This window comes from Bradyrhizobium jicamae (assembly GCF_018130215.1).
In the GTDB taxonomy this organism is placed as follows: domain Bacteria; phylum Pseudomonadota; class Alphaproteobacteria; order Rhizobiales; family Xanthobacteraceae; genus Bradyrhizobium; species Bradyrhizobium jicamae_A.
This window is the reverse complement of sequence record NZ_JAFCKQ010000023.1, coordinates 58,752-79,795: the sequence shown is the minus strand read 5'-3', so window position 1 is coordinate 79,795 and position 21,044 is coordinate 58,752. Positions and strand designations below refer to the sequence as shown.

Sequence of the window (21,044 nt, the reverse complement as noted above, 5' to 3'; positions counted from 1 at the left end):
CTTCCGAACATCATGCTCGAATCCCGCCGCAACCTGGCGCTGGCCTGCGCACTGAGCGCGCTGGCCGGCTATGTCGACGCCATCGGCTATCTGCAACTCGGCGGCCTGTTCGTCTCCTTCATGAGCGGCAACTCGACGCGGCTCGGCGTGACCCTGGCCGAGGCGCACTGGGAGCATGCGCTCGAGGCATTGGCCCTGATCTTGCTGTTCGTTGCAGGCGCCGCGGCCGGCAGCCTGATCGTGCTGAGCCGCATCGCGTATCGGCAGCCGCTGGTCCTGCTCGCCGAGGCGCTGCTGCTCGCGGCCGCGGCGCTGGCCTATGCGTTCGGCGCGCCGACCCTCGCGGTTGCCGCGATTGTGCTGGCGATGGGGCTCGAGAACGCAGTGTTTCAGATCGACGGCGGCGCAGGCCTCGGCCTGACCTATGTCACCGGCGCGCTGGTGAAGGTCGGCCAGCTCATCGCAGCTGCGCTGACCGGCGGCGCGCGCTGGGCCTGGCTGCCGAACCTGTTGCTGTGGGCGGCGCTGGTCCTGGGCGCGCTCGGCGGCGCGCTGGCCTACCGCTGGATCAACCTCGCCGCGGTCTGGTTTGCCGCCGGCACGGCGCTCGCCTTGAGCGTACTGGTTGCCGCAACCGCGAAGCGGACGGATTGACAGCGCTTGTGCCATGGCCGATGTCACCGCCATGACATCCTCGACCAAAACCCGCGCCGCGTGCCTGATCGGCTGGCCGGCGGCGCATTCCCGCTCGCCGCTGATCCACCATTACTGGCTGCGCATGCTCGGCATCGAGGGCGGCTATGTCATCGAGGCGGTGCCGCCGGATGATTTCAAGGATTTCCTGTTTCGGCTGTCGCTGCGCGGCTTCGTCGGCGCCAACGTCACCATCCCCCACAAGGAGCGCGCGCTGGCGCTGTCGACGCCGGACGATCGCGCCCGCGCCGTCGGCGCAGCGAACACGCTGTGGTTCGCCGATGGTGAATTGCGCTCGACCAACACCGACGTCGAGGGCTTCATCAACAATCTCGACGCCTGCGCGCCCGGCTGGGACCAGGCCGAGGACGCGCTGGTGCTCGGCGCCGGCGGCTCGGCGCGGGCGGTGGTGTTCGGCCTGGTCGAGCGCGGCATCGCGCGGGTGCATCTGGTCAACCGCACCATCGACCGCGCCCGCGCGCTGGCCGATCAGTTCGGCGCCCGTGTTCACCCTGCGACATGGGACGACGTCCCCGCATTGCTGCCGCGCGCCGGCCTGTTGGTGAACACCACCTCGCTCGGTATGCAGGGCCAGCCGGCGCTCGAAATCGACGTCGGCTTGTTGCCGCAAGGCGCCGTTGTTTCCGATCTTGTCTATGTGCCGCTGGTGACACCTTTGCTTGCGGCCGCCGAGAGGCGCGGGCTTAAGATCGCCGACGGACTCGGCATGCTTCTGCACCAGGCGGTGCGCGGATTCGAATTGTGGTTCGGGCAGCGCCCGCAGGTCACGCCGGAATTGCGTGCGCTGGTGGAGGCCGATCTCACAAAGACTTGAGGCGGGACACAAAGACTTGAGGCGGGACACAAAGACTTGAGGCGGGAATAGCATCTCGGAGCCGGGGTCAGATGTTAGGTCAACTGCCCCTCCTGGAGTTCCCCCATGCCGTTCCGTCCTGCCCAATTCGTTCGTCCGTTCATTGCGCTTGCGATGGTGACGGCTTCGACGCTCTACGCGATCGCACAGCAGCCGCCGACGCCGACGCGGGTGCGCGGAACCGTCGAAGGCGTCGACGGCGATACGCTTTCAGTCAAGTCGCGCAGCGGTGAAGATGTCAGGCTTCACATGACCGGCAATATGGTTGTGCTCGGCCTCACCAGGATCGCGCTGTCGGAGATCAAGGTCGGTTCCTTCATCGGCACTACCACGGTTCCGGGGCCGGACGGCGTGCCGAAGGCGATCGAGGTGCATGTCTTCCCCGAGAACATGCGCGGTACGGGCGAGGGCTCGCGGCCCTATGATCTCAAGCCCAACAGCAGCATGACCAACGCCACCGTCGCCGAATCCGTTGTCGGCAATGACGGTCACACGCTGCGCGTCAAGTACAAGGACGGCGAGAAGACGGTGCTGGTCTCGCCGGATACGCCGGTCGTGACCTACGTTAGCGCCGACAAGTCCGAACTGAAGGCGGGCGCCAAAATCATCGCCTTCATGAAGAAGCTGCCGGACGGCTCCTTGGAAACCGATCGCGTCAGCGTCGGCCGCGACGGCCTGACGCCGCCGATGTGAGGCTTGCTTCGTACCCCGGATGGGGCGAAGCGAAATCCGGGAATCTTTCCGTTGAGGGACCGTCCCGGATTGCGCTTCGCTCCATCCGGGCTAGGAAACTGCGGAATAGTGCCCGCCGCTCGGTGTTCCTGACTCCGCCAGCCAATCTCCGGGAGAACCATCATGCTGAAATCGCCCTTGCTCGCGGCGCTGTTCGCCACTGCCCTCGTCTCGATTGCATCCGCGCAGCAGCCGCCGGCGGTGCGCATCCGCGGCACCATCGAGGCGGTCGACGGCCCGCTGCTTTCGATCAAGTCGCGTGACGGCACCGACATGAAGGTGCGCACGACGGACAACGTCGCGGTGTTCGGCGTCGCCAAGACCGATTTGTCGGAGATCAAGCCGGGCTCCTATATCGGCATCACGGCGATGCCGGAGCCGGACGGAACGCAGAAGGCGATCGCGGTTCACATCTTCCCGGAGAACCAGCGCGGTGCCGCCGAAGGCTTTCGTCCCTGGGACCTGCGCCCCAACTCGACCATGACCAACGCCACCGTGGCAGAGACAGTGGCGAGCGCCGACGGTCAGAAAATCCTCGTGAAGTACAAGGACGGCGAGAAGAAGGTCGTGGTGCCGCCGGGCACGCCCGTTGTCACCTTCGTCGCCGGCGACAAGTCCGAGCTCAAGCCGGGTGCCAAGATCATCATTTTCGGCGCACAGAAGAAGGACGACGGCACGCTGGAAGCCAATCGCGTCAACGTCGGCCGCGACGGGATCACGCCGCCGATGTGATGTTCACGCGGTCTCTCTCAACACGTCGTCCCGGCTTTCGCCGGGACGACAGCCGTTACGGGCTACGGCAATCACACCGCCAGCACGTGGTCGTCGATCTCGGCGATGGTGTTGACGCCGCACAGGCCCATCGTGGTGGTGAGCTCCTTGGCCAGAATGTCGATCGCCTTCGCGACCCCTTCCTGGCCGCCGGCCCCCAGCCCGTAGGCATAGGCGCGGCCGATCATGCAGGACTTTGCGCCGAGCGCGAGCGCACGCATCATGTCCATGCCGGTGCGGATGCCGCCGTCAAACATGATCTCCATCTGCGAGCCGATCGCATCCGCGATCTCCGGCAGCACCTCGATCGACGACGGCGCGCCGTCGAGCTGGCGGCCGCCATGGTTGGAGACCACGATCGCCTGCGCGCCGGTCTTGGCGGCGAGCTCGGCATCCTCGACGTCGAGGATGCCCTTGAGGATCAGCTTGCCAGGCCAGATGCTGCGGATCCAGTCGATGTCCTTCCAGCTCAGCGACGTGTCGAACTGCGAGGCGGTCCATTCCGACAGCTTGGTCAGGTCCTCGGTGCCCTTCACGTGACCGGCGATGTTGCCGAACGTGCGGCGCTTGCCTTGCAGCACGCCGGACACCCAGGCAGGCTTCGTCGCAAAATCGATCAGCTTCGACAGCGACCATTCGGGCGGCACCGTCATGCCGTTCTTGATGTCCTGGTGACGTTGCCCGATCACCTGGAGATCGACGGTCAGCACCAGCGCCGAGCACTTCGCCGCGATCGCGCGCTCGATCAGCGATTTGATGAAGCCGCGGTCCTTCATGACGTAGAGCTGGAACCAGAACGGCTTGTCGACGGACGCCGCGATGTCCTCGATCGAGCAGATCGACATCGTGCTCTGGGTGAAGGGAATGCCGGCTGCCTGCGCCGCGCGGCAGGCGTAGATCTCACCGTCGCCATGCTGCATGCCGAGCAGGCCGACCGGCGCCAGGATCAGCGGCATCGCCGCGGGCTCGCCAAGGATCGTGGTCGACAGATTGCGCCGGGAGACGTCGACCAGGATTCGCTGGCGGAACTTGATCTGCTGCAGGTCCTCCGAATTGGCGCGCAGCGTGTCCTCGGTATAGGAACCGCGATCCGCATAATCGAAAAACGCCTTCGGCACACGGCGCTTGTGCAGCTGACGCAAATCCTCGATGCAGGTAATGTGCTTCATGGAGGTTCCCGGCCCTTCTAGTATGTCGCAAATCTTGCAGGTCTTGAGATCTTGCCGTCATCTAGCATGGTTGGACCACCTGCCAAATCGGCTGATGCATGGAGAGCACGATGACGCAATCAGGCTCCAGACCGAAACCCGACGACAGTGCCGAAAAGCGCCGCCTGGACGATGCCCTGGAAGAGGGGCTCGAAGAGACCTTTCCCGGTTCCGACCCCGTCAACGTAACCCAGCCGGCGCCGAGCAAGGGCGACCGCCATGTCAGGCGCAAGGGCGATGGCTGACGGCAGGCGGTTCATGCGGCAGGGAGTAATCCTTTATTTCACAAAGACTTAGCCTCAATCCTGGCGGATAGATGGCAGTAACGATTCATCATATTTTTTGAAGTCATTCTCACGTGTGAAGGATTATAAGGCCGATGCACGATAAAATGGTGGGTATTCAAGACCTTCTCGCCGGGTGGTTCGAGAGGTCCGTGCTGGGGGTTACATGAGCCGCAAATATTTCGGGACCGACGGGATTCGGGGCCGCGCCAATGGACTGATCACGCCTGAGCTCGCGCTCAAGGTCGGGCAGGCCGCGGGCCTGGTGTTTCAGCGCGGCGATCATCGCCATCGCGTCGTGATCGGCAAGGACACGCGGCTGTCCGGCTACATGATCGAGTACGCCATGGTGGCGGGCTTCACCTCGGTCGGCATGGACGTGCTGCTGCTCGGCCCGATGCCGACACCGGCGGTCGCGATGCTGACCAAGTCGATGCGCGCCGATCTCGGCGTCATGATCTCGGCCTCGCACAATCTGTTCGAGGACAACGGCATCAAGTTGTTCGGCCCGCAGGGCTTCAAGCTGTCTGACGACGTCGAGAAGCAGATCGAGCAGCTGCTCGACGAATCGCTCGATCGCCGCCTGGCGCAGAGCGCGAGCCTCGGCCGCGCCCGCCGCATCGATGGCGTCCACGACCGCTACATCGAATTCGCCAAGCGCACTCTGCCGCGCGATCTCTCGCTCGACGGCCTGCGTGTCGTGATCGATTGCGCCAACGGCGCGGCCTACAAGGTGGTCCCGGAAGCGCTGTGGGAGCTCGGCGCCGACGTCGTGCCGATCGGCGTCGAACCCGACGGCTTCAACATCAACAAGGAATGCGGATCCACCTCGCCGGAAGCGCTGGCGCGCAAGGTGCGAGAGATGCGCGCGGATATCGGGATTGCGCTCGACGGCGATGCCGACCGCGTCATCCTGGTCGACGAGCGCGGCCACATCGTCGACGGCGACCAGCTGCTCGCGGTGATCGCGCAGAGCTGGAAGGAAGACGGCCGTCTTGCCAAGCCCGGCATCGTCGCCACCGTGATGTCCAATCTTGGGCTGGAGCGCTTCCTGCAGGGCCACGGCGTGGAGCTCATCCGCACGCCGGTCGGCGACCGCTACGTGCTCGAGCAGATGCTGAGCGGCGGCTATAATCTCGGCGGCGAACAATCGGGCCACATCATCCTGTCCGACTATGCCACCACCGGCGACGGCTTCGTGGCCGCGCTGCAGGTGCTGGCCGTGGTGCAGAAGCTGCGCCGCCCGGTCTCGGAGGTCTGCCGCCGTTTTGATCCGCTGCCGCAAATTCTCAAGAACGTGCGCTATCGCAGCGGCAAGCCGCTCGACGACGCGGAGGTCAAGTCCGCGATCACCGCCGGCGAGAATCGTCTCAACGGCCACGGCCGCCTGCTGATCCGCGCCTCCGGCACCGAGCCCGTCATCCGCGTGATGGGCGAGGGTGACGACCGCATCCTGGTCGAGGACGTCGTCGACAACATCGTCCACGCGCTCGGCCAGGCCGCGGCGTAAGCCCAGTGAGCGAACCCTGCTCCAGCCACGCCCCGCCCGCGGGGAGAGGCCGGATCGCATGAAGCGAAGTGCAATGCGATCCGGGTGAGGGGATCTCCACGAATCCAATTTCTACTGTCTGCTCTGAAGCAGCCCTCACCCCAACCTTCCCGCCGCGAAGGGCGGGGAGAGGGAGAAGATCAGCGCACCTGCTGCCCCGCACCGCACAACGCATCGCTGCCATCGGCTGGCGCGACTGGTCGCCGCCGCCGCCGCGTCGTACCACAGCTATCTGCGCGAATCCGTTGCCGGGAATGATCTCTTGAACAAGCCTGTCGTGAGTGAAGAGGCACTGGGCGAGCCGGTGCTGGTGCCCGAGCTGACGCCCGCGCTGGCAGCGAAAGCGGCCAGCGCGGGACCGGCCTATGTGGTGCTCGCCGGCATCAGCTTCTCGCATTTCCTCAACGACACCATGCAGTCGCTGATCGCCTCGGTCTATCCGATCCTGAAGGACAATTACGCGCTCGACTTCGCGCAGATCGGCATGATCACGCTGGCGTTCCAGTTCACGGCCTCGCTGCTGCAGCCGGTGGTCGGGCACGTCACCGACAAGAAGGCGCAGCCGTTCTCGCTCGCGATCGGCATGGGCTTCACTTTCTTCGGCCTCCTGCTGCTCAGCGTCGCGCATGCCTACGGGATGATCCTGGTCGCGGCGTCGCTTGTCGGTCTCGGATCGGCGGTGTTCCATCCGGAGTCTGCGCGGATCGCGCGGCTCGCCTCGGGCGGACGCTACGGCTTTGCCCAATCGGTGTTCCAGCTCGGTGGCAGCTTCGGCACCGCGATGGGGCCAGTGCTCGCGGCGCTGATCGTGGTGCCGTTCGGCCAGCCCTCGATCGCCTGGTTCTCCTCGATCGCGTTCCTCGCCATCGTCATCCTGTGGCGCATCGGTGCCTGGTACAAGCCGCAGATCGCGGCGAAGAAGGCGGCGCCGATCGAGCTGCACCCCGATCATCCCGACGATCGGCGCGTGAGAATCGCGCTGATCGTGCTGGTCGCGCTCTTGTTCTCCAAGCAGCTCTACGTGTCGAGCCTGTCGAGCTATTACATCTTCTACCTGATCGACAGGTTCGGCGTCTCGACCCAGGCCGCACAGCTCTATCTGTTCATTTTCCTCGCCGCGAACGCCGCTGGCGCGTTCTTCGGCGGACCGATCGGCGACCGCTTCGGCCGCAAATACGTGATCTGGTTCTCGATCCTCGGCGCGCTGCCGTTCACGCTGGCGCTGCCCTATGCCGGCCTGCTGGCGAGTGCGGTGCTGACGGTGTTCATCGGCCTGATCATCTCGTCGGCGACATCGTCGATCATCGTGTTCGCGCAGGAGCTGATGCCGCATCGCTTCGGCATGATCTCTGGCGTGTTCTTCGGCGTCGCTTTCGGCATCGGCGGCCTCGGCGCCGCCGTGCTCGGCAAGCTCGCCGACCACACCTCGATCGCCTTCGTCTACCATCTCTGCGCATTTCTGCCGGCGATCGGCCTGCTCGCAGTGTTCCTGCCCAGGATGCCGAAACCCGTTCGCTGAGCGTTCCGCGCGGCGAGGTCGTGGTTCTGTCAAGCATTGGCCGACGCTGCGGTGGCTCGCGCGCCCGCGGTTGTGCGCGTTTCTCAACACATCGTTAGCGTTTGTGGCGGTTTCGCCATTTTTCGTGTGGCAGTTTCGCCGCGTTGATCGACCTATAAGCGAAGGCCACAAAAAAGGGTCAGAGAAAATCAACCTTAAAAATTAGGGTTAAGTGGCGCTTAAGCATTTGCTGCCATCGTCCGCGCCGTGAGTTTCAGAATGTGGGGCTTCCGAGTTCGCCTCACCGGCCAAAAGGACGAAGCCAATGCGTAGCGTTAAGTCTCTGATTGCCGCCGGCGCGGCAACTTTGCTGTCCTCGGCGGCGTTTGCTGCCGACATGCCCATCATGCCGCCGCCCCAGATGGCGTATGCGCCTCCGCCGGTGCAGGACTTCGGCGGCTGGTATCTGCGCGGCGACATCGGCATGACCAACCAGACCGCCAAGCTGCACACGAACATTTATGACACGCTGCCGGCCGGCACGGTCCTCAACCAGTACGGCACCGGCTTCGACGGCGGCATGCTCTACGGCATCGGCATCGGCTATCAGTTCAACAATTGGTTCCGCGCCGACATCACCGGTGAATATCGCTCGAAGGTCAGCTTCAACGGCACCGACTTCGCCACGTTCCCCGGGCCGAGCCCGCTGGGTGATACTTATCACGGCGGCTTCTCGAGCTGGGTCGCCCTTGCGAACATCTACGCCGATCTCGGAACCTGGTGGTGCTTGACTCCGTTCATCGGCGCCGGTGTCGGTGCCGCGAGCATCACGACGACTGACTTCTCCGATGTCACCACGTTCCCGAGCGGCTCGGGCCTCTCCAGCTCCTATATCGCCGAGGGCGCGACCAAGACCAACTTCGCCTGGGCGGCGCATGCCGGTGTCGCCTACAGGGTCAGCAACAACTTCACGGTTGAACTGGCTTATCGCTATCTCGACATGGGCACCGCCGGCCACGGCCAGGGTCACTTCTTCGACGGCACGCCGGCCGGTATCTCGACCTTCCAGTTCCGCGACATCGTCTCGCAGGACGTGAAGCTCGGCGTGCGCTGGAACCTGAACTGCTGCGACGTGCCGCCGCCGCCGCCGCCGCTGATCCGCAAGGGCTGATCTCCAAAGGTTAACTCCAGTCTCGATTGGTTAACGATTGCAGACGGCGCGGGATCATCCCGCGCCGTTTTGCTTTGCGTCGTGGTGTCGCGGGAAATTCAACGCGGGCTTGCCAAAAAGCGCGCACGACAACGATTGGTTAAGGTTAACAGGCGATGATCAGCGCGTGATCGATGTGGTCGATGGAGCGTTGCGATGCGTAGGTTGTTGCTGGCGGCGATGATGTTCGGGGCGGTGAGCGGCGCACGCGCGGCCGATCTTCCGGATCTTCCGGTTCTGCGCGGCGGCTTCACCGACGACTCGCTGAGCCGATCGAGCACCAACTGGTCTGGCTTCTATATCGGCGGCCAGGGCGGGTACGGAACGTCCACCGAGAATTTCGGCGGCACCAACGCCAACCTGCTCGCGGGCCTGCTCGATCACAACGTGATCCAGCAGATGGATGTCGCGAACTGGAATCTCGGGCTCGGCAAGGTATCGCAGCACGGCACGGGCTTTGGCGGCTTTGCCGGCTACAATTGGCAATATGACGACGTCGTCGTCGGTGCCGAAATGAGCTATCTGCACGGCACCTATGGCGGCACCTCGATCGCGACCAAGGAACTGGTCAGCGGCACGGCTCTGACCGACAGCTTCTTCCATGACGTGCGCGTCGATTCGTCCGCATCGATCCAGATCACCGACATGGCCACGTTCCGTGGTCGCGCCGGCTATGCCTGGGGCTGCTTGCTGCCCTACATCTTCGGCGGAGTCGGATTCGGCAACGCCAACATTTCGCGCTCCGTCACCGTCCACGACGCGGTCAGCGCCACGGCCCTCGGCACTTTCATTCCGCTGCAGCCCCTGACCGCAACGGAAGAGCGGCACAACAACCTGATCGTCGGCTACAGCGGCGGGCTCGGCATCGATGTGAGCCTGACGGCCGGCCTGTTCATGCGCGCCGAATGGGAATACGCGCGCTACACCACCGTCGTCGACACCAGCGTCAACACGGTACGCCTCGGTCTCGGCTACAAGTTCTGATCCGCGGCGCCGCATCTTCTTGACAGCCAGTTGCGGCGCTGGTCCTCTGCCGCTCCGGAAGATCGGAGCGCGTTCGGATGAAAATCTTCGGCGACAGCAATTCGGGCAATTGCCTGAAGGTGAAATGGGTGTCCGACAAGCTGGCGCTGCCCTACACATGGGTCGAGATCGACACCATGAAGGGCGGCAGCCGGACGGCAGAGTTCCTCAAGTTGAACGGCTGGGGGCAGGTGCCGACGGTGGAGCTGGACGACGGCCGCACGCTCGCCCAGTCCAACGCCATCATCCGCTATCTTTCCCGCGGCACCGAGTTGGTCCCCTCTGATGCGTACCGCGTCGCGCAGATGGACGCGTGGATGTTCTGGGAGCAGAACAGCCACGAACCCTATGTCGCGGTCTGCCGGTTTCAGACCGTGTATCTCGGCAAGGCCGTCACCGATCTCGACCCCAATCTGGTGAAGCGCGGCTATGTGGCGCTCGATCACCTCGAGCGGCATCTCGGCGGTGCGCGGTTCCTGGTCGGTGAGGCGTTCTCGCTCGCCGACGTCTCGCTGCTCGCCTACACGCGGGTCGCGCGAGACGGCGGCTTCGATCTCGACCGCTATCCGGCGGTGCGCCGCTGGATTGCCGACGCCGAACGGGAGCTCGGCCTGCCGCCTGCGCGGTGAGCCGGGACGGAACGAGCGCATGACCGCAACCTTATCCATCACCATCCGTCGCGCCCTGCGCGACGATGTTGCCGCGATCGTCGGCATGCTGGCCGACGACCGGCTCGGCAGCGCGCGCGAGCGGATCGAGGAGCCGCTGCCGACGAGCTACTATCAGGCGTTCGAGCGGGTCGAGCGGGATCCCAACCTGCAACTCGTGGTCGCAGTCGACGGCGAGGGGGCCGTGGTCGGCTGCCTGCAACTCGCGATCCTGCCGGGACTGAGCTCGCAGGGCGCCTCACGCGGATTGCTCGAGGATGTTCGCGTCGCAAGCCATTGCAGAAGCCGCGGCATCGGCGAGAAGCTGGTGCAGTGGGCGGTCGGGGAGGCGCGCATGAAAGGTTGCGTGCTCGTCGAGTTGTTGACGCATCACACGCGCGTCGATGCGCAGCGCTTCTATGAACGGCTCGGATTTGCGCGCAGCCATGTCGGCATGACGATCCGCTTCTGAGATGTGCGTATCAGTTGCGTGCTTCGGCTTGATGGGCCAGCGGTAGTCCTCGCTCTCGCATTCAGTTAAGGACCGATAAACTAAGCCGGCCTCCGTGATTTTACGGAGAGGAACGACTGCGCTATGTCAACGTCTCCCATTAGGTGCGGCGGCAGCTTGGGGATTTCCGATGCCAGATTATTCAATCGTGCGGGTCGGTAACGAGTACATCGTTCAGGCCGGCGAGAAGAGCATTTTGAAGATTTCGAGCCGTCGACGAGCGGTGAAGCTTGTGACCGATGCGGCGGAGCTCCTGGACCAGCAGGCCGCGCAGCCGGCCGGCGATTCCGCATCAATCAGGCGTGATCCCGATATTTTGCCCGGCCCTTCCGAGCTTCCTTGACGTTTTCGGGCCTTTCCACTATCTCCGGCGGCGGGAAACCTCTCCCCACCGAGAGGCAGCTATCTGGAAGGGTAGATTATGACTGCAGCGAAGCCCGCTTCGCGGCCCAATGTGCCGCATTTCTCCTCCGGCCCCTGTGCCAAGCGCCCCGGCTGGAACCCCGACAATCTCAAGGACGCAGCCCTCGGCCGCTCGCATCGCGCGAAGGTCGGCAAGGCCAAGCTCAGGCTCGCGATCGAACTGACGCGCGAAGTGCTTGAGGTACCTGCTGATTACAAGATCGGCATCGTCCCGGCATCGGACACCGGTGCGGTCGAGATGGCGCTGTGGTCGCTGCTCGGCGCGCGGCCCGTCACCACGCTCGCCTGGGAATCCTTCGGCGAGGGCTGGGTCAGCGACATCGTCAAGGAATTGAAGCTCAAGGACGTCACCAAGCTCAACGCGGCCTATGGCGAAATCCCCGATCTCGCCAAGGTCGATCCGGGGTCGGACGTCGTCTTCACCTGGAACGGTACCACCTCGGGCGTGCGCGTGCCCAACGCTGACTGGATCAGCGCCACCCGCGAAGGGCTGACGATCTGCGACGCCACCTCGGCCGCTTTCGCGCAGCCGCTCGACTTCGCGAAGCTCGACGTCGTCACCTTCTCCTGGCAGAAGGCGCTCGGCGGCGAGGCCGCGCATGGCATGCTGATCCTGTCGCCGCGCGCGGTGGAACGGCTCGAGACCTACAAGCCGGCCTGGCCGCTGCCGAAGATCTTCCGCCTCACCAAGGGCGGCAAGCTCAACCAGGGCATCTTCGAGGGCGAGACCATCAACACGCCGTCGATGCTCTGTGTCGAGGATTATCTCGATGCGCTGAACTGGGCCAAGTCGATCGGCGGCCTGAAGGCGCTGATCGCGCGCGCCGACGCCAACACCAGGGTGCTCGCCGACTGGAAGGCGAAGACGCCGTGGATCGATTTCCTGGCGAAGGATCCCGCGATCCGCTCCAACACCTCGGTGTGCCTGAAGTTCACCGATCCCGCGATCACCTCGCTTCCGTCGGACGCGCAGGCCGACTTCTGCAAGAAGCTGGTGGCGCTGGTGGAGAAGGAGAACGCCGGTTTCGACTTCGCGTATTATCGCGATGCGCCGGCGGGCCTGCGGATCTGGTGCGGCGCGACCGTCGAGGCCAGGGACGTCGAATTGCTGACGCAGTGGATCGACTGGGCCTTTGCAGAGACCAAGGCGGCGCTGCCCAAGGCAGCCTGATTTCCCTTGTCGCCTCTCCCCGCCTTACGGGGAGAGGTCGGGGCATAGCGCCGGGTGAGGGGCCTCTCACCACTCACGCTGGTGTTTGTGGCTGCCCCTCACCCCCAACCCTCTCCCCGTAAGAACGGGGAGAGGGAGAAGTGATCAGAGACTTCACCCGTTGATCCAGGACGCCCGCTCGCTGCGTGGCGAAGGAACATCCAAATGTCGAAACCCAAAGTTCTCATTTCCGACGCGCTGTCTCCTGCCGCCGTGCAGATCTTCAAGGATCGGGGCGTCGAGGTCGACTTCCAGCCCAATCTCGGCAAGGACAAGGACAAGCTCGCCGAGATCATCGGCGACTATGACGGCCTCGCGATCCGCTCGGCCACCAAGGCGACCGCCAAGATCCTCGAGAAGGCCAAGAAGCTCAAGGTGATCGGCCGTGCCGGCATCGGTGTCGACAATGTCGAGATTCCGGCTGCGACCGCCAAGGGCATCATCGTGATGAACACGCCGTTCGGCAACTCGATCACGACCGCCGAGCACGCCATTACCCTGATGCTGGCGCTGGCCCGCGAAATCCCGCAGGCCGACGCCTCGACCCAGGCTGGCAAGTGGGAGAAGAACCGCTTCATGGGCGTCGAGATCACCGCCAAGACGCTGGGCGTGATCGGCTGCGGCAATATCGGAACGATCGTCGCCGACCGGGCGCTCGGCCTGCGCATGAAGGTGATCGCGTTCGACCCGTTCCTGTCGCCGGAACGCGCCAAGGACATCGGCGTCGAGAAGGTCGAACTCGACGACCTGCTCAAGCGCGCCGATTTCATCACGCTGCACACGCCGCTCACCGAGAAGACCCGCAACGTGATCGACGCGGCTGCGATCGCCAAGATGAAGAAGGGCGTGCGCATCATCAACTGCGCCCGGGGCGGCCTGGTCGACGAGCAGGCGCTGGTCGATGCGCTGAACTCCAAGCACGTCGCGGGCGCCGCCTTCGACGTGTTCACCGAGGAGCCCGCGACCTCGAACGTGCTGTTCGGCCATCCCAACGTGATCTGCACCCCGCATCTCGGCGCCTCCACCACGGAAGCGCAGGAGAACGTCGCGCTGCAGGTCGCCGAGCAGATGTCGGACTATCTGCTGTCGGGCGCGATCTCGAACGCGGTGAATTTCCCCTCGATCACCGCCGAAGAAGCGCCGAAGCTGAAGCCGTTCATCGAGCTCGCCGAGAAGCTCGGCTCGTTCGCCGGCCAGCTCACCGAGAGCGGCATCCTCAAGACCCAGATCACCTATGAGGGCCATGTCGCCGAGATGAAGATCAAGGCGATCACGTCAGCGGTGCTGTCCGGCCTGCTGCGCCCGATGCTTGGCGAGGTCAACGTCGTCTCGGCGCCCATCGTCGCCAAGGAGCGCGGCATGGTGGTGGACGAGGTGGTCCGTGCCGCGCAGAGCGACTATGAAAGCCTGATCACGGTCACCGTCACCACCGAGCGGCAGGAGCGTTCGGTGTCGGGCACGGTCTATGCCGACGGCAAGCCGCGCCTCGTCGACATCAAGGGCATTCGTGTCGATGCCGAGTTCGGCAAGTCGATGATCTACGTGACCAACGAGGACAAGCCGGGCTTCATCGGCGCGTTCGCAAGCCTGCTCGGCGATGCCAAGATCAACATCGCGACCTTCCATCTCGGCCGCGTCAAGCAGGGCGGCGACGCCATCGCGCTGGTCGAGGTCGACGGCGCGGTGCCGGCCGAGCTGCTCAACAAGGTGCAGGGGCTGCCGCAGGTGAAGCAGGCCAAGGCGCTGACGTTCTGATCGCCCTCCATGTCATGGCCGGGCAAAAGTGCGAAGCGCGTCTTCGCGCAGGTCACCCGGCCATGAGGCGTGTTTCAAACACAACGATATTCCGATCTGCGGAACAGAACGCCGTCTCCGGCCCCGGAGGCGGCGTTTGTCGTTGCGAGGCGTCTGGTATTCCTGTTGCGACGGCCAAAATTTGTGTACGAACGGGTCAAGACGCGCCACTATCCGGCGATCTCAGAGGGAGAAAACAATGCGTGAAGCCGTAATCGTTTCCTATGCACGCACCGGCCTGGCGAAGTCCGGCCGTGGCGGATTCAACATCACCCCGCCGATGTCGCTGGCCGCGCATGCCATCAAGCATGCGGTCGATCGCGCCGGCGTCGACAAGGAGTATGTCGAGGACTGCTACCTCGGCAATTGCGCGCATGGCGCGCCGAATATCGGCCGCCAGGCAGCGCTGCTCGCCGGCCTGCCGAAATCGACCGCCGGCGTTTCGGTCAACCGCTTCTGCTCGTCGGGTCTGCAGACCATCGCGATGGCCGCAAACTCGATCCGCTCCGACGGCTCGGATTGCATCGTCGCCGGCGGCGTCGAGAGCATCTCGATCCCGGGCGGCGGCTCGCCGAAGGAATCGATCGATCCGGAACTGCTGAAGACCGCGCCCGATATCTTCATGGCGATGATCGACACCGCCGATATCGTCGCCGAGCGCTACAAGCTCAGCCGCGAATACCAGGATGAGTATTCGCTGGAGTCGCAGCGTCGCATGGCGGCCGCGCAGCAGGCCAACAAGTTCAAGGACGAGATCGTCCCGATGAAGACGAAGATGAAGGTGGTCGACAAGGCGACCAAGGCCGAGTCGATCGTCGACTACGTCGTCGATCGCGACGAGTGCAATCGTCCCGAGACCACGCTGGAAGGGCTCGCCAAGCTCGAGCCGGTGAAGGGCCCGGGCAAATTCGTTACCGCCGGCAACGCCAGCCAGCTCTCCGACGGCGCCGCCGCGGTGGTGCTGATGGAAGCCAAGGATGCCGAGAAGCGCGGACTCAACCCGATGGGCCGCTTCGTCGCCTGGGCCTCGGCCGGCTGCGAGCCCGACGAAATGGGCATCGGCCCGATCTACGCCGTGCCGAAGCTGCTGAAGCGCCACGGCCTGAAGATCGACGACATCGATCTCTGGGAGCTCAACGAGGCTTTCGCCAGCCAGTGCCTCTATTCCCGCGACAAGCTCGGCATCGATCCCGAGAAGTACAACGTCAACGGCGGCTCGATCGCGATCGGCCATCCGTTCGGCATGACCGGCGCCCGTCTCACCGGCCACCTGTTGCAGGAAGGCGCGCGCCGCAAGGCGAAATGGGGCGTCGTGACCATGTGCATCGGCGGCGGCCAGGGCGGCGCCGGCCTGTTCGAGATCTATAGCTGAGTTCGACCAAACGGCTCGTGAGCGAAGGGCGGCCCGGCATCGATGCCGGGCCGCTCGTCATTTGAGGGCCCGTGAAGGCACCGGTGCTTCGCCGAATTCCAGCGATGCGACCAGCTCGAGCGTTTGTCGCAGATCCGCAGCCTGCTTCGCGCCGAACGCGGTTTCGAACCGTTCCTGGGCCTGCTGCCAGGCGGTCCTGGTCTCCGCCAGCCTGGCCTCGCCGCGCTTGGTCAGCCGCACCAGCCTGCTGCGGCGGTCATCCTTGTCGACCGTGACGGTCACGAGGCCGTCGCGCTGAAGCGGCTTGAGGTTGTGGTTGAGAGCGGTGCGGTCGAGCACCAGCGCAGCGGCAAGCTCGCTCATCGTCGGCGCTCCCGATCTTGCGACATGGACCAGAATGCCCCGTTGCGTGCCGCGCAGCCCGGATGGAGCGAGGAGCGCGTCGTAGAGCTGCGACACGCGCCGTGTCGCCTTGCGCAGGGCCGTGAGATTGCACCGGGTGGGTTCTGTTGTCGTCATCGATGCGCTGCCTCCAAATCAGGCTTGACAGTTACATGCATATGCACCTATTTGCAATAGATGCATATGCACGTATTTGGGAGGGCGGGATGCCGGAGATGGATGCGGAAACGATCGAGCTGCCCGTCGTCGCGGGAACGCGGCCACGGGCGACGGCTTCCCCGAGGCAGGTCCTCGCGATCGTCTCGGTCGGCATCTGTCTCGCCAATCTCGACCTCTTCATCGTCAATGTCGGGCTGCCGAACATCGCGCAGGATTTTCGCGACGCCTCGCTGGAAGACCTGTCCTGGATCCTCAACGGCTATGCGATTGCCTATGCGGCCTTGCTGGTCTTCTTCGGGCGGCTGGCCGAGCGGCACAGCCGCAATTTGAGCTTCCTGCTTGGCGTTGCGCTGTTCACGCTTGCGTCCGCCGCGTGTGCGCTCGCCCGCAATGTCGAATTCCTCGTCGTCGCGCGGATCGCGCAGGCCGCGGGCGCTGCGCTGATGACCCCGACATCGATCGGCCTGCTGCTCGCATCGTTTCCTCCCGAGCAGCGCGCCGGCGCGGTCCGCACCTGGACCGCCGTCGGCGGGCTGGCTGCGGCGCTGGGGCCGCTGGTCGGCGGCGTGCTGGTGACGTTCGACTGGCGCTGGATCTTCATCGTCAACGTTCCGATCGGCCTGATCGCGATCCTGATCGGCTGGCTGCGGCTGCCCGAGGTCCCGGGTCATGACGTGCCGCGCCCCAATCCCTTCGCGGCGCTGCTTGTGACCTGCGGCATCGGCGCACTGACCTTTGCGATCGTGAAGGCGAACGATTGGGGATGGAGTTCACCTGGCATCATCATCGGCTTTGCTGCCGCGGCGGTCTGCCTCGCTGCCTTCATCCGGCACTGCCTGAGATCAGAGAACCCCTTCGTCGATCCCGCATTGTTCTCGGTGAGGCCGTTCACCGGCGCGACCCTGGTGATGGCGCCTTACTCGGCGGCGTTCGGCGCCATGCTGTTCTCCGTTGCGCTGTGGGAGCAGACCGTGTGGAACTGGTCCGCGCTGCAAACCGGACTTGCGATCGCGCCGGGCCCGCTGCTTGTCCCGATCACCTCGCTGCTGTTCGCGGGCCGGCTGATCGCACGGTTTGGTGCCGCAGCCGTGGCTTCCGCTGGTATCTTGAGCTTTGCGGCTGGGCTCGTCGTTTGGGCCACCCTGATGGGCGCGGAAGCCAACGTCACGGCCGTCGTCGTGGGCATCATGCTGACCGGGATCGGCGTTGGATTGACCTTTCCGACCCTGATGGGCGTGGGGGCGGGGTCCTTGCCGTCATCCTCGTTCGCGACCGGCTCCGGCGTGATCAACATGATCCGCCAGGCGGCGCTGGCGATTGGCGTTGCGATCTTTGTCGCGATCCTTGCGACACCGGTTTCGCTGGCCGACAAGATCGCGGCGTTCCACCGCGGCTGGTGGATCCTGGTTGCGATCACCATCGCCGCTCTAGTGCCGAACTACCTCTACATCCGGCGCAAGGTGGCGCGCTGATCCGCAAAGGACATCGCCACGCCGCGATGCAGCCGTAGCGGCGCCACCACCGCGCCGCACGGAAACCTCAATCGAACCAGTTCCTTCGTCGCCGCGTCTCACGCGAGAAGTGGTGCGCCTACGGGGCAGGCACACCGCCATGTCTCGCGCGCGATGCCGCGCTTTCCGGAGGGATATCATGCGATTGATTGCGAACTGCCTGGTTACGACCAGCCTCGTGCTGGTGAGTGCGCTGGCGGCCCCACTGCACGCGGCCGATCTCGATGCGGCGTCGAGCATCGATGCCGTGACCGTCTATCCCGATGGCGCGAGCGTCACCCGCGTCGTCGCGCTGGACCTGCCCGCCGGCGACAACACGCTGGTCGCGAGGGATTTCCCGTTGTCGCTCGATCCATCCTCGCTGCGGGTCGAGGGCGAAGGAGGTGCGAAAGTCACGATCGGCGCGATCGACGCGCGGCAACCGCTGGCCGTGCCAGTCAACCTGCCCGAGATCGACAAGCGCATCGAGGCACTGAAGGACCAGCGCGCCGATTTGCAGGGCACTATTCGCGCAGCCGAGGCGCGGCGCAAATTCGCCGAGCGCTTTGCCCAGGATGCGCCGGCTGGCCTGGGCGAGAAGGGCGAGGCGCGCCCGATCAGCGAGTGGCGCACGGCGTTCTCGGCGGTCGCAGATGAAGTCGCAACCGCCGAGAGCGCGATCCGTGATGCCGGGCGCAAGATCCGCGACATCGATCGCGAGGTCGCGCGCCTCGAAACGGACCGTGCCGCGAAGCCGCCGAGCAAGCTCGAGGTCCGGATCGAGGTAAACTCCCAGGCCGCGACCAGGGCGACGCTGCGCGTCACCTATTCGGTGCCGGGGGCGCGCTGGGCGCCGCTCTATGACGCGCGCCTCGATAGTGGTGCCAGGGATCGCAAGCCCGCGATCGAACTGGTGCGGCGCGCCGAGATCACCCAGTCCACGGGGGAGGACTGGTCGAACGTGACTCTCGGCGTCTCCACCGTGCGGGTCGGGCGCGGCGGCAACGCGCCCGATCTCAATTCGCTGATCGTGCAATATCCGCAGCCGCTGGCGCAGGCCAGCAAGGCGACCGACAGCATGCGGCTGCGTTCCGCGCTCGCGCCGGCGCCGGCCTCCGAGCCAGCCCAGGCGGACATGGCCTTTGGCGGCAAGCTCGCCGACAATGGCAAGGTCGCCGAGGAACGCGAGGCGACGGCGGAGGTGGGCGCCTTCCAGGCGACCTTCAGAATTCCTGGCCGTGTCAGCGTCGCCGCCAATGAAGGCGCCAAGAGCCTGCGGATCTCGACCGCGACAATCGTCCCTGATCTCATGGTGCGCGCGGTCCCGGTGATCGATCCGACCGCGTTCCTCGAAGCAAGTTTCGTGCAGGCCGAGGACGCACCACTGCTGCCGGGGCGCGTGGCGATCTATCGCGACGGTATCTTCGTCGGTCGCGGCCGGATGGCCGCTGCGGCAAAGGACGAGATCGTGCGGCTCGGCTTCGGCGCCGACGACAAGATCAAGATCGAACGCACAGTGGTCAAGCGCAACGAGGGCTCGGCCGGGCTGATCGTGACGACGTCGAAGACCGACGAGCGCGCTTTCAAGACCACGGTGCGCAACGGTCACGACTTCCCGGTCAAGGTCGCGATCCAGGATCAGCTTCCGGTCAGCGAGAACCAGGACATCGTTGTCGAGATGCTGCCGCAGACGACGCCGCCGACCACCACCAATCTGCGCGACAGACGCGGCGTGCTGGAATGGGCGTTCGAGGCCAAGCCCGGCGAGGCGCGCAACATCGACTTCGCCTGGCGGGTGCGCTGGCCCAAGGACAAGGGCGTGGTGATGGTGCCGGCGGGGTGATCTGCGTTCACGGCCGATGACAACCCTCCCGATCTCGGGCAACAATTTGCCAAGGACAACAGAGCCGGAGATCGGGAGGAACCATGACCTATCAGCACATCATCGTCGACGATCCTCGCCCGCGCGTCCGGCGTATCACGCTGAACCGGCCGGAGAAGCGCAACGCGCTCAACAACCGGCTTCGCGGCGAGATCTTCGAGGTGCTCGAGCAGGCTGACCGCGATCCGGATGTCTCGATCTCGATCGTGCGTGGTGCGGGACCCTGCTTTTCGGCGGGCTATGATCTATCCGCCGACAATCGCGTCGACCAGCCCTATCATTCGGCCTCCGGCCCCGGCCAATGGTCGCGTCACGTGGTCGAAGGCTGGTTCTCGATCTGGGATCTCGCAAAGCCCGTGATCGCGCAGGTGCACGGCTATTGTCTCGCCGGCGGCACCGAGCTCGCAACCGCCTGCGACGTCGTCTATGTCGCCGACGATGCCCAGATCGGCTATCCGCCGGTGCGGCTGATGAGCCCGCCCGACATGCAGTATCACCCCTGGCTGGTCGGCATGCGCCGCGCCATGGAGCTGATGCTGACGGGGGATGCGATGTCCGGCCGCGAAGCCGCCGAATGGGGATATGCGACCCGATCGTTTCCATTGGCCGAGCTGGAGGCAAACACACTCGACTTCGCGGAGCGCGCTGCCAAGGTGCCGGTCGAGTTGCAGCAGCTCAACAAGCGCAGCGTGCATCGCGCGATGGAGATCATGGGTGCGCGGGCTGCGATGCGCGCCGGCACCGAGATCCAGGCGCTGGCCTTCACGACGGAGGCGAGCAAGGCCTACATGGCGGGCTTTCGCCGTGACGGCGGCAGCGTGAAGGCCCAGCTCGACCAGCGCGACACGACGTTCGGGGATTACCGGACGAAGAAGGGGTGATGGCTGCCTGAAACGCCGCTGGACAGGTCGTGCTATCAACGAGGCCGACCGGTGGCATCCGGAATATCCGCCGAGAAGAGGAGAATGCTTTCATGTTCATCGCAATGAACAGGTTTCAGGTGAAGAAGGGCTCGGAGCAGGCGTTCGAGACGGTCTGGAACACAAGGGAATCCTATCTCGGCGACACGCCGGGCTTCATCGAATTTCATCTGGTGAAGGGGCCAGAGGCAGAGGACCACACGCTCTATGCGACGCATACGGTGTGGGCCGACAGGCCGGCATTCGAAGCATGGACCAGGTCGGAATCATTCCGCCGCGCGCATTCCCGTGCCGGCAACGAAACCGGAGGCAGCCTCTATCTCGGTCATCCCAAATTCGAGGGTTTCGAGGTGCTGATCACCGAGCGGGGGAAGACGACCGCGGCGTGACGG

General features: G+C 64.9%; 21 protein-coding genes. 19 read left to right on the top strand and 2 right to left on the bottom strand.

Translation table 11 applies throughout. From position 1 onward, the window contains the following. Window positions 1-12 precede the first annotated feature (12 nt). The 4 genes from JQ586_RS23420 to JQ586_RS23405 all read left to right on the top strand — a co-directional run bounded on the left by JQ586_RS23420 (window position 13) and on the right by JQ586_RS23405 (window position 3,031). On the top strand, window positions 13-654 hold the full coding sequence (locus tag JQ586_RS23420; protein WP_212396973.1) for a YoaK family protein: 642 nt from the start codon (window positions 13-15) through the stop codon (window positions 652-654). A gap of 13 nt (window positions 655-667) precedes the next feature. Next, window positions 668-1,528 carry a shikimate dehydrogenase gene (locus tag JQ586_RS23415; RefSeq protein WP_212396972.1) on the top strand — a complete coding sequence of 287 codons (861 nt, stop codon included), beginning with the start codon at window positions 668-670 and terminating at the stop codon, window positions 1,526-1,528. A gap of 153 nt (window positions 1,529-1,681) precedes the next feature. Further along, window positions 1,682-2,260, top strand: a complete 579-nt coding sequence (locus JQ586_RS23410; protein WP_409334527.1) for a hypothetical protein — start codon at window positions 1,682-1,684, stop codon at window positions 2,258-2,260. A gap of 162 nt (window positions 2,261-2,422) precedes the next feature. Further along, entirely contained in the window at window positions 2,423-3,031 is a 609-nt protein-coding gene (locus JQ586_RS23405; RefSeq protein WP_212396970.1) for a hypothetical protein, read from the top strand. Between the two features lie 71 nt (window positions 3,032-3,102). Here JQ586_RS23405 and JQ586_RS23400 read toward each other — a convergent pair whose 3' ends face one another. Next, a complete protein-coding gene (locus JQ586_RS23400) occupies window positions 3,103-4,239 on the bottom strand; it encodes an alpha-hydroxy acid oxidase (RefSeq protein ID WP_212396969.1) in 1,137 nt (378 codons plus the stop codon). A gap of 110 nt (window positions 4,240-4,349) precedes the next feature. On the opposite strand from JQ586_RS23400, the gene JQ586_RS23395 reads away from it, so the two are divergent. The 11 genes from JQ586_RS23395 (at window position 4,350) to JQ586_RS23345 (ending at window position 15,799) form a co-directional block, all read left to right on the top strand. Further along, complete coding sequence (locus JQ586_RS23395) at window positions 4,350-4,523, top strand: hypothetical protein (RefSeq protein WP_212396968.1); 174 nt, start codon at window positions 4,350-4,352, stop codon at window positions 4,521-4,523. Window positions 4,524-4,728: 205 nt separating this feature from the next. Beyond that, window positions 4,729-6,072: a phosphoglucosamine mutase gene (gene glmM / locus JQ586_RS23390; RefSeq protein ID WP_212396967.1), complete on the top strand. Its 1,344-nt coding sequence runs from the start codon at window positions 4,729-4,731 to the stop codon at window positions 6,070-6,072. Window positions 6,073-6,373: 301 nt separating this feature from the next. After that, window positions 6,374-7,630, top strand: coding sequence for an MFS transporter (locus JQ586_RS23385; RefSeq protein ID WP_212396966.1), 1,257 nt, complete (start codon window positions 6,374-6,376; stop codon window positions 7,628-7,630). 304 nt (window positions 7,631-7,934) lie between these two features. After that, window positions 7,935-8,780, top strand: a complete 846-nt coding sequence (locus tag JQ586_RS23380) for an outer membrane protein (protein WP_212396965.1) — start codon at window positions 7,935-7,937, stop codon at window positions 8,778-8,780. A gap of 195 nt (window positions 8,781-8,975) precedes the next feature. Then, a complete protein-coding gene (locus JQ586_RS23375; protein WP_212396964.1) occupies window positions 8,976-9,803 on the top strand; it encodes an outer membrane protein in 828 nt (275 codons plus the stop codon). Window positions 9,804-9,880: 77 nt separating this feature from the next. Then, window positions 9,881-10,471, top strand: coding sequence for a glutathione S-transferase family protein (locus JQ586_RS23370; protein WP_212396963.1), 591 nt, complete (start codon window positions 9,881-9,883; stop codon window positions 10,469-10,471). Window positions 10,472-10,490: 19 nt separating this feature from the next. Then, window positions 10,491-10,961 (top strand): GNAT family N-acetyltransferase, encoded by a 471-nt coding sequence (locus tag JQ586_RS23365; RefSeq protein WP_212396962.1) that lies wholly within the window; start codon window positions 10,491-10,493, stop codon window positions 10,959-10,961. 169 nt (window positions 10,962-11,130) lie between these two features. Next, window positions 11,131-11,343, top strand: a complete 213-nt coding sequence (locus JQ586_RS23360) for a hypothetical protein (RefSeq protein WP_212396961.1) — start codon at window positions 11,131-11,133, stop codon at window positions 11,341-11,343. A 78-nt stretch (window positions 11,344-11,421) separates the two neighbouring features. Next, window positions 11,422-12,594 (top strand): phosphoserine transaminase, encoded by a 1,173-nt coding sequence (locus JQ586_RS23355; RefSeq protein ID WP_212396960.1) that lies wholly within the window; start codon window positions 11,422-11,424, stop codon window positions 12,592-12,594. A gap of 204 nt (window positions 12,595-12,798) precedes the next feature. Next, entirely contained in the window at window positions 12,799-14,388 is a 1,590-nt protein-coding gene (gene serA, locus JQ586_RS23350; protein WP_212396959.1) for a phosphoglycerate dehydrogenase, read from the top strand. Between the two features lie 238 nt (window positions 14,389-14,626). Continuing rightward, complete coding sequence (locus JQ586_RS23345; RefSeq protein ID WP_212396958.1) at window positions 14,627-15,799, top strand: thiolase family protein; 1,173 nt, start codon at window positions 14,627-14,629, stop codon at window positions 15,797-15,799. 57 nt (window positions 15,800-15,856) lie between these two features. Here JQ586_RS23345 and JQ586_RS23340 read toward each other — a convergent pair whose 3' ends face one another. After that, window positions 15,857-16,318, bottom strand: coding sequence for a MarR family winged helix-turn-helix transcriptional regulator (locus JQ586_RS23340; RefSeq protein ID WP_212396957.1), 462 nt, complete (start codon window positions 16,316-16,318; stop codon window positions 15,857-15,859). Window positions 16,319-16,407: 89 nt separating this feature from the next. On the opposite strand from JQ586_RS23340, the gene JQ586_RS23335 reads away from it, so the two are divergent. The 4 genes from JQ586_RS23335 to JQ586_RS23320 all read left to right on the top strand — a co-directional run bounded on the left by JQ586_RS23335 (window position 16,408) and on the right by JQ586_RS23320 (window position 21,041). Continuing rightward, a complete protein-coding gene (locus tag JQ586_RS23335; RefSeq protein ID WP_212396956.1) occupies window positions 16,408-17,832 on the top strand; it encodes an MFS transporter in 1,425 nt (474 codons plus the stop codon). Window positions 17,833-18,010: 178 nt separating this feature from the next. After that, on the top strand, window positions 18,011-19,693 hold the full coding sequence (locus JQ586_RS23330; RefSeq protein WP_212396955.1) for a mucoidy inhibitor MuiA family protein: 1,683 nt from the start codon (window positions 18,011-18,013) through the stop codon (window positions 19,691-19,693). A gap of 83 nt (window positions 19,694-19,776) precedes the next feature. Then, window positions 19,777-20,613 carry an enoyl-CoA hydratase-related protein gene (locus JQ586_RS23325; protein ID WP_212396954.1) on the top strand — a complete coding sequence of 279 codons (837 nt, stop codon included), beginning with the start codon at window positions 19,777-19,779 and terminating at the stop codon, window positions 20,611-20,613. Window positions 20,614-20,705: 92 nt separating this feature from the next. After that, window positions 20,706-21,041 carry an antibiotic biosynthesis monooxygenase gene (locus JQ586_RS23320; protein WP_212396953.1) on the top strand — a complete coding sequence of 112 codons (336 nt, stop codon included), beginning with the start codon at window positions 20,706-20,708 and terminating at the stop codon, window positions 21,039-21,041. The last annotated feature ends 3 nt before the right edge of the window (window positions 21,042-21,044 follow it).